The organism is Microvirga splendida, from assembly GCF_016427565.1.
In the GTDB taxonomy this organism is placed as follows: Bacteria; Pseudomonadota; Alphaproteobacteria; order Rhizobiales; family Beijerinckiaceae; genus Microvirga; species Microvirga splendida.
The window spans coordinates 67,445-80,130 of sequence record NZ_JAELXT010000016.1 but is presented as its reverse complement, the minus strand read 5'-3'; the positions used below and the strand labels follow the sequence as shown (position 1 = coordinate 80,130).

Sequence of the window (12,686 nt, the reverse complement as noted above, 5' to 3'; positions counted from 1 at the left end):
TCACCTCGCCGCCTTGTAGGCCCGCGCCATCTCGCGCAGCTGGAACTTCTGGATCTTGCCCGTCGAGGTTTTGGGCAGCTCCGTGAAGATCACCGTGCGCGGGCATTTGTAGGACGCGAGGTTCTGGCGGCACCAGGCGATGATGTCCTCGGCCGAGACGGATTGCTCAGGCTTCACTTCCACGAAGGCGCAGGGGGTTTCGCCCCACTTGTCGTCGGGCATCGCCACAACGGCCGCGGCCTGGATGGCTGGGTGCTTGTAGAGCGCATCCTCCACCTCGATGGAGGAGATGTTCTCGCCGCCCGAGATGATGATGTCCTTCGACCGGTCCTTCAGCTGCACATAGCCGTCCGGGTACTTCACGCCGAGGTCGCCGGAATGGAACCAGCCGCCCTCGAAGGCCTTGGCGGTGCCGCTCGGGTTCTTGAGATAACCCTTCATCACCACATTGCCGCGGAACATGACTTCGCCGAGCGTCTGACCGTCCGCCGGAACGGGCTGCATGGTCTCGGGATCGAGCACGTCGAGCGCCTCCAGCACCGGATAGCGCACGCCCTGGCGCGCCTTCTTTGCCGCATATTCGCCCGGGCCAAGATCGTCCCATTCCTGGTGCCACTCGTTGACCACGGCGGGGCCGTAGACCTCCGTCAGGCCGTAGAGGTGGGTCACGTCGAAACCTGCGGCCTTCATCGCTGCGAGCACGGCCTCCGGAGGAGGAGCCGCAGCCGTCATGAACTTGACCGTATGCGGGACGGGCCGCCTCTCGGCCTCGGGCGCATTGAGCAGCGTCGACATGACGATGGGCGCGCCGCACAGATGCGTCACCTTGTGGTCGGCCAGCGCATCGTACATGGGTTTCGCCCGCACGGCGCGCAGGCACACATGGGTGCCGGCCACGATGGAGAGCGACCAGGGAAAGCACCAGCCGTTGCAGTGGAACATGGGCAGGGTCCACAGATAGACCGGGTGCTGGCCCATGCCGCTCGTCATGATGTTTCCCATGGCGAGCAGATAGGCGCCGCGATGGTGATAGACGACGCCTTTCGGATCGCCGGTGGTGCCCGAGGTGTAGTTGAGGGTGATCGCGTCCCATTCGTCCTGCGGTGGGCTCCAGGCGAAGTCGGGATTCCCCTCGCTCACCAGATCTTCGTATTCCATGGTGCCGAGGCGCTCGCCAGAGCCGGTGAACTCCGGATCGTCGTAGTCGATGACGAGAGGCTTGTTTGCGCTCAACGCGAGAGCGGCCTTGACGGTGGCGGAGAACTCGCGGTCCGTGATCAGAACCTTGGCCTCGCTGTGCTCCAGGGAGAAGGCGATGATCTTTGCATCGAGGCGGGTGTTGAGGGTGTTGAGCACCGCGCCGGCCATCGGCACGCCGTAGTGGCATTCGAGCATGGCCGGTGTGTTGGGCAGCATCACCGACACCGTGTCGCCACGCCCGATGCCGCGCTGCGCCAGGGCCGAGGCGAGGCGCCGCGCCCGCGCATAGAGGTCACGGTAGGTGCGCTGCAAGGGGCCGTGAATGACGGCGATCCGATCCGGATGCACGCCGGCCGCCCGCTCCAGGAAACTGAGGGGTGTCAGCGGCTGGTAGTTCGCCGGGTTCTTGTCGAGATGGGTGTCGTAGATGCTCGGAGCCATGGCTGCGCCTCCCCCTTGGCGTGAGTATTGCCACGGGGAAGGGGCCTGACAATCCTACCAAATGTGAGGAAGGTTCTCATGCCTTCACTGAAGCGACTGCCCTCTGCGCTTTCGCCGTGATCTCGCCCCAGGCCTGCGCCCGGATGTCGGATGACGGACAGATCCACGAGCCGCCGATGGCCACCACATTGGGGAGTGCGAGCCAGTCCCCGGCGTTCTTCTCGTCGATGCCGCCGGTGGGGCAGAAGCGCGCCTGCGGGAAAGGGCCTGCGAGAGCCTTGAGGGCGGGAATGCCGCCTGATGCAACGGCGGGGAAGAACTTGACGGTCTGGAATCCGTGGGCGAGGGCCATCATCAGTTCGGACGCGGTGGCGATGCCGGGAATGAACGGCATTTCGCTCCGCGATGCGGCCTTGAGCAGGTCCGGCGTGGCGCCGGGGCTCAGCGCATAGCGGGCACCGAGCGCCTGGGCGCGTTCCAGGTCCTTCGGCGTCAGCACCGTGCCGATGCCCACGATGGCGTCCGGCACGTCCCGGATGATGGCCGCTGCCGCATCGGCCGCCGCCGGCGTGCGCAGGGTGATCTCGAGAAGCCGCAGACCGCCTGCCACGAGGGCGCGTGCGAGAGGAACCGCATCCTCCACGCGCTCCAGCGTGATGACCGGAACGACGGGACCGGAGCGGAGCAGATCGGCAAGCTGCCGGTCGCGGGATTCAGCGAGAGCTGACAGATCTTGGGTCATCCGAGGAACTCCTTGAGCGATGTATTCATGCGGGCGGCTTAGGGCTGGGGCATCGCATCGCGAGGAATGATCGCGCCGCGATATCGCACCACCTGTCCCGCGAGACGATGGCCTGCCCGGGCCGCGGCCTCAGGGTCCTTGCCCAGTAGGCGCGTGTGCAGATAGGCCGCCGCGAAGCTGTCGCCGGCCGCGGTGGTGTCGACCACATCCTTCGCAGGCGTGCCCGGAACGACGAACTCCTTGCCGTCCAGCATAACCCGGCACGTCAGGTCCGGATATTTCAGGACGATCTCCACCCGGTCCGCGAAGGTCAGCACTTCATCGGTCCCAGCGCTTTCGAACAGCAGTTCGAGATCCTCCGTCGACGCGAGAACGATATCGGCGCACGTGAAGGCTTGCCTGAAGGCCTTTTTTGCGATCTCCCGATCAGGCCAGCCCCGCAGGCGGAAATTGGTGTCGAAGGCCACGCGCCTGCCGGCCGAGCGCGCCTCGCGCAGGGCTTCGAACAGGCGCTCGCGCCCCTCGTCGCCGTAAAGGGAGAGCGAGATGCCCGAGAAGTAGATCAGGTCGTCGCCGGCGAGGGAGGCGATAATCGCGCGGGTTTCCGGAACCTGGAAGAGCCGGCGGGCGGCGGACGTCTCGCGCCAGTAGGAGAACCGGCGTTCGCCCTTGGAATCCGTCTGGATGATGTAGAGGCCGGGCAGGCGGCCAGCCAAGCGCAGCACGCGGCCTGTGCCCACGCCCTCCGCTTCCCAGGCTGCGACCAGCTCGTCGCTCCAGCTGTCGTCTCCCAGGGCTGTGACGTAATCGACCTGTGAGCCGAGGCGGGCGAGATAGACGGCGGTGTTGAGGGTGTCTCCGCCGAAGCTGCGGGAGAGCTTGCCATCGGCCTCCTCCCGAAGCTCGATCATGCATTCCCCAATGCAGGCGACCCGTGTCATGCTCTCACCGTGGCGTGTTCTGTCCCGCTAGGGAATATGATGGGACGAGGCTCTTTGTCGATCCGTATATTGCAGTCCTTGCTTGGTTGTGCGGGGAATCGGAGCCGACAAGCCCTTCATCGTTGCTCCATGCGTGTCGACGCTGATTCTCTTTCTTGCGCCGATCCACCGGAGACAGGCCGGTGCAACGATGCGACCTCCATGAATGCAGGGCAACATTCAGGCGGCTCTTGACGAGATATGGGCAAGTATCCCTCGACTATTGTGCGTAAAACGGTCTTTGCCACTTTAATTCCTGGCTGAACGCGCTAATGAGGAACTGCTGTCTTATGCATTCACCGTCGAAAACAAGGAGTTCCTGATGGCCAAGACTGCAACCAAGGTTTCCAAGAAGGCCCCGGCCAAGAAGGCTGCGGCGCCGAAGGCTGCAGCAAAGGCAACGTCGAAGACCGCAAAGGCGCCTGCCAAGGCTGCCGGCAAGGCGGCTGCGACGAAGGCTGCGAGCAAGACCTCGAAGGCAACCGTGAAGAAGACCGCGAAGGCTTCGGCCGCGTCGGCTTCCCCGATCCTGACGCTGCGCAACATTGCCGACCGTCTCTCCGAGATGCACGAGGTTCCCAAGCGCCAGGCCAACGAGATGCTGAATCAGATGGTCGAGATGATCGCCAAGAGCCTGAAGAAGGGCGACAAGATCCGCCTGAGCGGCCTCGGCATCCTGCAGGTCCGCAAGCGCGCCGCCCGCATGGGCCGCAACCCCCAGACCGGCGAACCCGTGAAGATCAAGGCTTCGAAGAAGATCGCCTTCCGCGCCGCCAAGGACCTCAAGGACTCGATCTGAGCAATCCCCGCAGGTCGAAGGACAATCGCTTCGACTGCGGACAATCTCAGGCTTCAGCGAAAGCAAGGCAGGAAACTGCCTTGCTTTTTTGTTGCCTGGCGCTGCGGCGCACATGACCGACCTACGGCGATTCAAAGCTGCCGGATGCTTCACACGGGTGTTCAGGTGGATCATGTCTCGGTCAGCCCTAGAACAGGAGGGTGCATGACGATCACCCTCAACAGCCGCGCCGCTCCAGCATCGTGCGGATCATCCTTGTCCGGCTGACCCTTGCTCTCGTTCTCGGGCTTGCCGTCGTGTCGGGATTGGTCTGGGGCGGCTTCCTCGACATCCCGAACAGATTCAATCCGTTCACGCCCTTGAGGATCGCGGATGACGTCAACTGGCTCACCCGATGGAAGCTCTCCCGTCTCGAGCGCCGGGAAGAGCAGTGCTTGGCCGTTCTGGACGGGGCGCCGCTGTCCCACACAGCCGTGCCGGATCGTGACTCGGGGGACGGGTGCGGCTTGTCCAATGCCGTGGAGGTGTCGCGATCTTCCGTCGGGTTCAACAGGAGCTTCACGGCCACCTGTCCGCTGACAGTGGCCTGGGCCCTGTTCGAGCGGCATGCCCTGCTTCCGGCCGCGCGGGAACATCTTGGGCAGGAGGTCGTAAGGGTCACGCATTTCGGCACCTATGCCTGCCGCAACATCAACCATCGGGCTGGCGGGCGCCGCAGCGAGCATGCCACTGCCAACGCCATCGACATCGCCGGCTTCGTCCTTGCCGACGGACAGCAGGTCACGGTGAAAGGGGATTGGTCCGGAGGCGATGGGCGCCGGGAGGCTTTCCTGCGCGCCCTGAGAGATGGGGCCTGCCGCTTCTTCGATGTGGTGCTCAGCCCCGACTACAACGAGGCTCACCACGATCATTTCCACTTCGACATGGGATCTTACCGGGCGTGCCGATAACAGGTCCCGAATTTCATCGAAGCAGGGGGATCAGTTCATCGCGTAGCTGGGGGCCTCGCCCATCTGGGCCGCCTTGGCCGCCAGAAGGAGCGCTTCGCCGAGTTCGCGGGCATGCTCGGGGGTCATGGCCACCGGCATCTGCCGCCGGATGCCCTGCTCGTATTCCTCAGGCGTGGTGGCAAGCTCGATCACCATCATCGCGTCCCGGCCGTCGAGCGTGCCGACGGAGAAGCTGGTGAGAGCGCCGATCAGGTCCATATCCGGTTTCATTTTTTTGCCCCTTGCGTAGCGTAACTGAAACTTACCGAACTGCCCGATCCTTGTCTGCTCTGCGTGTAGAGAGTGGATTTTGTTACGTTTGGCTTTTCTAGAATACTGCCTTATTTTTGTTGTGCTTTTTTGCCGCTTGCGGGAGCTAAAAATAGCACGCATCTGCTTCCTCCGATGAACCGGCTACAGAATATGTGACACCTTGCGCGTATCGAATACCCGGCTCGTGCGTTGACAATCGCAACCTTGGCAACGGTCCATGGATCGGGCGCCGGGAGCGGAGGCGGTCATGGCGAACAGGCTCCTGAGTACCCTCGCGTTCTTCCTTCTGGCCGGTGGAGTCGTGACGGCCGGCCCCGTCACTCCCGAAGCGGAACTCGATGTTGCGCTCGTCATTGCGGTCGATGTCTCGTCTTCCATGGAGGGCGACGAGCAGGGCCTGCAGCGCGAGGGTTTCGTGAAGGCCTTCCGATCCTCTCTCGTGCATGAGGCCATCGCCAACGGCCTGCATGGCCGCATTGCGGTCACCTATGTGGAATGGTCGGGCGTGAAGGATCAGCGCGTTCTCGTGCCATGGACCATCATCGACAGTCCCGAGAAGGCGATCTCCTTCGCCCATCATCTCTCCTACCAGCCCGCTCGCCAGGCCGGCATGACGTCGATCTCCGGCATCATCGACCAGAGCCGCAAGCTGTTCGAGCAACTGGGCGGGGCCCCGATCCGCCGTGTTGTCGATGTGTCCGGGGACGGTCCCAACAACGATGGCCGCCACGTCACTTATGCAAGGGATGAGGCTGTTGCGGACGGCATCGTCATCAATGGGCTGCCGATCATGTTCAGGCGAGCATCCGGCAGCACGGCCCTGCAGGATCTGGATCTTTACTTCAAGGAATGCGTGATCGGCGGCGTCGGCTCGTTCGTTCTGCCCCTGCACGACCCCGAGCAGTTCGCCATGGTCATCCGCACGAAGATCATGCGTGAGGTCTCCGGGAACGACGCCGCCCCTCGCATCATGCCGGCGCAAGACACCACGCCGAGCATGAATTGCGTGACGGGCGAGAAGCGCAAGCAGGAAGGCCTGCTGAGCCAGGAGAGAAAGCCTTAGAACAACTGAAAAGAGCCGGGCACCCCTAGATGCCCGGCCCTCGCTCGCGCGCGCTTGCGAACCGGCTTACTTCATCAGACCTGCCGCCCTGAGAGCCTTCGTGATCACCGAGCCCACATCCATGTGCGGCATGCCTGGGCTCCGGCTGTCCTGCCGCGGCTTGCGTGTGGCGCCCCGTGCCGCCCACTCATCTGCCGCAGGCCGCTTGCCGGCGACCATCGCGGGTGGATCGTGCCGAACGGGTTCAGGGCTGAGGCGGACCCGCGAGGTCTCATCTGCCTGTTCGGTCAGCCCCCAGAACTTTGCGATCCGGTAGCTCGATGAAATGCCCACGTCGAGCAGGAACGGGCCAGCGGCACCATAGCTGTTCTCATCGTTGCCGGTGTCGAGCGGCGTACCATGGGCCATGCCGGTGATGACATATTCCTCGATGACGTCCTCGCCGGAGGGGGCGGTCCAGACACGGCGCGGATAACCATCGACCGTCTCGCTCGAGGTGGGGCTCGACGTGAGGCCGTGGACATTCGTCCACTGCTTGATGATCTCGCCTGCGTTCATCGGCTTCACGGTGGCGTCGGCGCTGCCGTGCCACACCGAGACCTTGGGCCAGGGTCCCCGATGGGAGGAAGCGTTGCGCACGAGATCGCCCCATTCCTGCGCCGACCGGGTCTGTCCCTGGAACATGCACTCGAAGGCTTCCGGAACGCTCGTTGCGCAGCGATAGGGGAGGCCCGCGATGATGGCTCCGCTGGCGAACACCTCCGGGTAAGTGGCGAGCATGGTCGCGGTCATGGCTCCGCCGGCCGAAAGTCCGGTGACGAAGACGCGGCTGCGGTCGACGTTGTGCTGCTTGATCGCAAACTCCACCATCTGCCGGATGGAACAAGCTTCACCCTTGTCACGCTCGATATCTCCAAGCTGAAACCAGTTGAAGCAGCGCTTCGGATTGTTGGCCTCTCGCTGCTCGGCATAGAGCAGGATGAAGCCATAACGATCGGCAAGCGCCGACCAGCCGGAGCCATGATCGTAGCCGGCAGCCGTCTGCGTGCAGCCGTGCAGAACGACCACGAGAGCCGGCGAAGCGGAAACCGCCTCCGGCACGTAGGTCAGCATGCGCAGATTGCCCGGATTGGCGCCGAAACCCGAGACCTCGGTCAGCCGGTTCGGCATCGTCGGGCTTTCAAATGAACCCGCCGCTGCCCCTGAGGCTTTCATGGTGGTTTCCCACTGGCGCCGGTAACGCGCGATTTGCTGAATCATCTGACCTAAGCGTTGCATTATCGTCGGGCCCTTCCGGGTAAGATAAGATCTGAAGCTAACGCTAGATATGGTGGATATGTTGCGATGCACAATATGTATGCTGCAATGCAATAATCCTGTTGAGCGGAATTCCGTGTCGTCTGTGTCCGCAGGCCAGGGTGCTCGTGGAAGCTTTGAGACGTGAGAGTTCCTCCGAGGCTTAAAAGAACTCAGGCCGGGACATGTTCATGTCCCGGCCTGTTGCTTCGATCAGGGGCGCTTGTCGGATGAGCGCTTCTTGTCCTTCGACTTCTTGAAATCCTTCGGACCCTTGAAGTCTTGCGGACCCTTGTCGGCTGGTGGTCCCTTGCGGGCGGGGTGGGCGCTCCGCTCCTTGGGGCCATGGCTCTTGGGGCCGTGGCTTTTGGGCCCGTTGCCCTTCGGCCCATCACCCTTGGGTCCGCTCCAGGGCTTCGCATCGCGTGGCTTGCCGGGGCCTGCCTTGCCGGATCCTGACTTGCCGAAGCTTGGCTTGCCGGGCCCTGCATCGGCAGGCTCGATCTGAATGTCCTCGTCGTTGGTCTTGCGCACGGCGGAGGCGAATTTCGAGGCCTGCGACTTCACGATCTCGAACTTCGTCTCCCGGTCGAAGATCTTGATCGAGCCGATCTCCTTCTTCGTCACGTGGCCGAGGCGGCAGATGATCGGCAGCAGCCAGCGGGGATCCGCGTTGTTGCGGCGCCCGACGCTCATGCGGAACCACACCATGTCCTCGGACGACCGCTCGAAGCCGCCCTCCGATGCGCCACGATCCTTGAAGCCGCGGGTGCGCTCCTCGGTCCGCTCGCGCTTATCCTTGCGCTGGCGCGGCTCGCGGTCCGAGCCCGCATCGACGATCTCTTCCGGAGCCGGCAGGCGGGCCCGGTGGAACTTCACCAGGGCATTGGCGATCTCCTCGGCCGAGCGCTCGGCCAGGAGGGCCTTGGCCATGCCCATGTCCTCGTCCGTCGCCTCTTCGGCGAAGATCGGGTCCTGCATCAGCCGCTCGCGATCTTTCAGGCGGATCTCGTCGGCCGAGGGGGCGCCGGCCCAGGTCACGTCAACGCGGGCCATGTCGATGAGCCGCTCGGCCTTGCGGCGGCGGGTATAGGGCACAAGCATCACGCAGACGCCCTTGCGGCCCGCGCGGCCCGTGCGGCCGCTGCGGTGCAGGAGGGTCTCGTGGTCGTTCGGCAGGTCGAAGTGGATCACGAGGCCGAGATCCGGCAGGTCGATGCCGCGGGCCGCCACGTCGGTGGCGACGCACACGCGTGCCCGCCCGTCCCGCAGGGACTGCAGGGCGTTGCTGCGCTCGTTCTGGGTCAGCTCGCCCGAGATCGAGACGGCCGCGAAGCCGCGCTCGATCAGGCTGGCATGGAGGTGCCGCACGGCCTCGCGGGTATGGCAGAACACCATGGCGCCGCGGCTCTCGTAGAAGCGCAGCACGTTGACGACCGCATGCTCGACCTCGTTGGGCGCGATCCTGAGGGCGCGGTACTCGATGTCCCCATGGGGCTCGTTCTCGACCAGGGTGTCGATGCGGTGGGCATCGCTCTGGTAACGCCGCGCCAAGGCGACGATGTTCTTCGGCAGGGTGGCCGAGAACAGGAGCGTGCGGCGCTCCTCCGGCGTGGCGTCGAGGATGAATTCCAGATCCTCGCGGAAGCCGAGATCCAGCATCTCGTCGGCCTCGTCGAGCACCACGACGCGCATCTTGGAGGTGTCGAGGCGGCCGCGCTCCAGGTGGTCGCGCAGGCGGCCCGGGGTGCCGACCACGATATGGCAGCCATCAGCGAGCGCCCGCTGCTCGCGGCGCACATCCATGCCGCCGACGCAGGAGGCGACGCGGGCACCGGCCGGGCCATAGAGCCAGATCAGCTCCCGGTTGACCTGGAGGGCGAGCTCGCGGGTGGGAGCGATGATCAGGGCCAGCGGCTCGCGCGGGGCCTCGAAGCGCTCGGCGTCGCCGAGCAGGGTGGAGGCCATGGCGAGCCCGTAGGCGACCGTCTTGCCGGAGCCGGTCTGGGCGGAGACGAGGAGATCCCGGTCGACCGCCTCCGGCTGCAGCACGGCGGCCTGGACGGGGGTCGGATCGTTGTAGCCTTTGTCGGCCAGAGCACGGTCGAGGCTGGGATTGGACTTGGGGAAAGGCATGAGAATGGGCTGAACCGTTTCAAGAGGAGCCCTCGAGGGCTCCGGTAAGGATGATCAGCCGGAGGCAGCGGCGTCGTCTATTTCGTCGATGGACACCAGGAACACGACATCGATATCGAGGTCGCCATCAGAGTCTTCGTCGTTTTCTTCGACATCGTCCTCTTCGTCCAGGGCCTCATAGAAGGCATCGATCTCGTCTTCCGATGCGGGCCGTGTCGTTAAGGCAGCTGAGCCGTCCCAGAGGGAGCGGCCCTCGCTCTTAAACGACTTCAGGTCATCTTTAAAGCTCTCGCTGAGAAAGAGTTCGCGGGCCTGCTCCTCATTGGCGTTCGTCACGGCAACCGCCTTGCCGCCTATCTCCAGGGTGACCATGGTTCATCCTTCGCCGCTGCAGTGGGGTCCAAGTCACTAACGCTCAAGCCCCGGATTCGATCAAACCAATCCTCCGTAAGCCTTTTGGGGCCTCGTGAAGGGTGTGAACAGCCCTTGAGACCAGTATAGACAGGAGGCGACCAATATGAGACCAGTTACGTCGTGAACGTGACTGGCTCCACTGTCTGCTTCCGGTCCCTCGACCGGCTTTCCCTGACCGGCTCCCGCGTCAACGAGGACGGGGCCGGCCTGCACGGCCGTTTCGCCTGGGTCATCGATGGAGCCACTGGTCTTTCCGACGAGCAGCTGACCTCCGGGGGCAGCGATGCCGCCTGGCTGGCCGCACTGATCGAGGAACGGCTGGCGGCCCTGTCCTCACTGGAGGCCGCAGATACGCTGTTGCACAGCCTGGAGGCCGACATCGTGGCGGCGTTCGTGGAAGAGACCGCGCATGTGCCGGACGTCAGCGACCACCATGCTCCCTCCGCATGTCTCGGCCTGATCGAGGTGGCGGCCGGGGAGGCGGGCCTCCTTGATCTTCAGGGGCGCCTCCTGGGCGATGTGGCCGTTCTCGTGCCGTCGGAGCACGGGATCGCCCGCTGGAGCGACGAGCGTGCCAAGCCTTTCGAGCGCAAGACGCTGGCGGCCCTTGGTGCGCAGGGCCATGAGCCGGGGCAGATCCCGGAAGCCGTGAGGCGCCAGATTCTGGAGAACCGCACCCGGCTCAACCAGCAGGACGGCTATTGGGTCGTGAGCCCGCGTCGGCCCTGGGCCGGCAGGGAGCTGCGATTCGAGGCCCAGGTGAGGCCGGGCGCGCCCATCGTGCTCGCCACCGACGGCTTCATGCGGCTCGTCGATGTGTTCGAGGCCTACACGGACGCCGAGCTCTACGACCGGCTCGCTGCGGGGCAGGGACGGGACCTGATGGAGGAATTGCGGGACAGGGAGCGGGGCGACCTCATGGCAGGCGCCTATCCTCGTGTTAAGACTCACGACGACGCGACCTTTCTCGTCATTGCAGCCGAGCGATCGGGCTGAACGAGTTCCGCCGGGACTGTTCGAACGACAGGCCCTGCGGTGGGAGGACAAGGACTTCGACAATGAGGGAAACAACAATGAAACTGACCAGACGCATTCTGATGGCCGCTGCCGCCGGCAGCTTCCTGTTCTCAGGCACCGCCGCCATGGCCCAGACCGAACTGAGCTTCTGGAGCTGGCGCCAGGAGGACAAGGCCTTCTACCAGGACATGATCAAGCAGTTCCAGGAGAAGAACCCCGGCATCACGGTGAAGTTCGAGACCTTCGCGCCCGAGAACTACCAGACCATTCTCTCCACGGCGCTCGCCGCCGGCCGCGGCCCGGACGTGATCCAGGTGCGCGCCTACGGCAACCTGGAGACCATCGCGACGCCGGGCTACCTGCTGCCCCTCGACAAGCAGAACGTGCCGGAGCTGGCGAACTTCCCCGAATCCGCCCTCGCGGCCGAGACGCTGCGTTCGGACGGCAAGGTCTATGCGGTGCCCTTCGCCACCCAGGCCCAGCTCGTGGTCTACAACAAGAAGATCTTCCAGGACGCCGGCCTGACCCCGCCGAAGACCTGGGACGAGCTGATGAAGGCGGCCGAGACCCTGAAGGCGAAGAACATCACGCCTTTCGCCAACGGCACGGCCACCGCCTGGCAGAACGAGACCATCGTCGGCGGCCTCTTGTCCTCCATGCTCGGCAAGGACTTCGAAGCCGATATCGTGTCCGGCAAGGCGAACTTCACCGACCCGCGCTTCGTCAACGCGCTGGCCAAGCTGAAGGACGTCAGCCAGTACTTCTCGCCGAACTTCACCGGCGTCGACTATCCGTCCTCGCAGCAGCTCTTCGCGGCGGGCCGCGCGGCCATGTTCGCGGGCGGCTCCTATGAGATCGCCAACTTCAAGAAGCAGAATCCCTCGCTCGATCTCGGCGTGTTCCCGGCTCCGGTGCTGAAGGCCGGAGACCAGGCGCTGGTGGCCACCTACTATGACGGCGGCTACGCGGTGAACGCAAAGAGCGACAACAAGGACGCTGCGCTCAAGTTCGTGCGCTTCCTCGCCACGCCCGAATACGGCACGGCTTTCACCAACACCCTGAAGAACCTCTCGCCGATCAAGGGCATCAAGATCGAGGATCCGATCACCCAGGAGGTGGCGAAGCTCGCCGACAACTCCATGTCGTACCTGATGCTCGTGCGCTTCCGCTATCAGGAGCCGAGCGGCTCGGTGCTGCTGCAGTCCAACGTGCAGAAGATGCTCGCCGGCCAGCAGACCCCGGAGCAGGCCGCGGCCGAGATCAACAAGGGCATCGCAACCTACTACAAGCCGTTCCAGAAGTAAGCTTGTGATACAGAGGCGGCGGGCTCTCGGGC

12 protein-coding genes are annotated in these 12,686 nt (G+C 64.3%); 5 read left to right on the top strand and 7 right to left on the bottom strand.

Annotation, left to right across the window (positions count from 1 at the left end):
• The 3 genes from JAO75_RS15430 to JAO75_RS15420 form a co-directional block, all read right to left on the bottom strand.
• Positions 1 to 1,641, bottom strand: a complete 1,641-nt coding sequence (locus tag JAO75_RS15430; protein ID WP_199050028.1) for an acyl-CoA synthetase — start codon at positions 1,639 to 1,641, stop codon at positions 1 to 3.
• A gap of 76 nt (positions 1,642 to 1,717) precedes the next feature.
• Positions 1,718 to 2,383, bottom strand: a complete 666-nt coding sequence (eda, locus tag JAO75_RS15425) for a bifunctional 4-hydroxy-2-oxoglutarate aldolase/2-dehydro-3-deoxy-phosphogluconate aldolase (RefSeq protein WP_199050027.1) — start codon at positions 2,381 to 2,383, stop codon at positions 1,718 to 1,720.
• A 38-nt stretch (positions 2,384 to 2,421) separates the two neighbouring features.
• Positions 2,422 to 3,324, bottom strand: a complete 903-nt coding sequence (locus tag JAO75_RS15420; RefSeq protein ID WP_199050026.1) for a sugar kinase — start codon at positions 3,322 to 3,324, stop codon at positions 2,422 to 2,424.
• A gap of 361 nt (positions 3,325 to 3,685) precedes the next feature.
• On the opposite strand from JAO75_RS15420, the gene JAO75_RS25210 reads away from it, so the two are divergent.
• Together JAO75_RS25210 and JAO75_RS15410 are read left to right on the top strand one after the other, a co-directional pair.
• Complete coding sequence (locus JAO75_RS25210; RefSeq protein ID WP_199050025.1) at positions 3,686 to 4,162, top strand: HU family DNA-binding protein; 477 nt, start codon at positions 3,686 to 3,688, stop codon at positions 4,160 to 4,162.
• Between the two features lie 200 nt (positions 4,163 to 4,362).
• Entirely contained in the window at positions 4,363 to 5,112 is a 750-nt protein-coding gene (locus JAO75_RS15410) for an extensin family protein (protein ID WP_199050024.1), read from the top strand.
• A gap of 30 nt (positions 5,113 to 5,142) precedes the next feature.
• Here the strand turns inward: JAO75_RS15410 and JAO75_RS15405 are convergent, their stop codons facing one another.
• Entirely contained in the window at positions 5,143 to 5,382 is a 240-nt protein-coding gene (locus JAO75_RS15405; RefSeq protein ID WP_183447719.1) for a hypothetical protein, read from the bottom strand.
• A gap of 289 nt (positions 5,383 to 5,671) precedes the next feature.
• Between JAO75_RS15405 and JAO75_RS15400 the strand changes: the two genes are divergently transcribed.
• Positions 5,672 to 6,487: a DUF1194 domain-containing protein gene (locus JAO75_RS15400; protein ID WP_199050023.1), complete on the top strand. Its 816-nt coding sequence runs from the start codon at positions 5,672 to 5,674 to the stop codon at positions 6,485 to 6,487.
• Between the two features lie 66 nt (positions 6,488 to 6,553).
• On the opposite strand, the gene JAO75_RS15395 is transcribed toward JAO75_RS15400, so the two are convergent.
• The 3 genes from JAO75_RS15395 to JAO75_RS15385 all read right to left on the bottom strand — a co-directional run bounded on the left by JAO75_RS15395 (position 6,554) and on the right by JAO75_RS15385 (position 10,291).
• Positions 6,554 to 7,765, bottom strand: coding sequence for an extracellular catalytic domain type 1 short-chain-length polyhydroxyalkanoate depolymerase (locus JAO75_RS15395; RefSeq protein WP_199050022.1), 1,212 nt, complete (start codon positions 7,763 to 7,765; stop codon positions 6,554 to 6,556).
• A 231-nt stretch (positions 7,766 to 7,996) separates the two neighbouring features.
• A complete protein-coding gene (locus JAO75_RS15390) occupies positions 7,997 to 9,919 on the bottom strand; it encodes a DEAD/DEAH box helicase (protein WP_199050021.1) in 1,923 nt (640 codons plus the stop codon).
• A 54-nt stretch (positions 9,920 to 9,973) separates the two neighbouring features.
• Complete coding sequence (locus tag JAO75_RS15385; RefSeq protein ID WP_199050020.1) at positions 9,974 to 10,291, bottom strand: hypothetical protein; 318 nt, start codon at positions 10,289 to 10,291, stop codon at positions 9,974 to 9,976.
• Positions 10,292 to 10,453: 162 nt separating this feature from the next.
• On the opposite strand from JAO75_RS15385, the gene JAO75_RS15380 reads away from it, so the two are divergent.
• Both JAO75_RS15380 and JAO75_RS15375 read left to right on the top strand, forming a co-directional pair.
• On the top strand, positions 10,454 to 11,329 hold the full coding sequence (locus JAO75_RS15380) for a protein phosphatase 2C domain-containing protein (protein WP_199050019.1): 876 nt from the start codon (positions 10,454 to 10,456) through the stop codon (positions 11,327 to 11,329).
• 77 nt (positions 11,330 to 11,406) lie between these two features.
• Positions 11,407 to 12,654, top strand: a complete 1,248-nt coding sequence (locus tag JAO75_RS15375) for an extracellular solute-binding protein (protein WP_199050018.1) — start codon at positions 11,407 to 11,409, stop codon at positions 12,652 to 12,654.
• Positions 12,655 to 12,686: the final 32 nt, after the last annotated feature.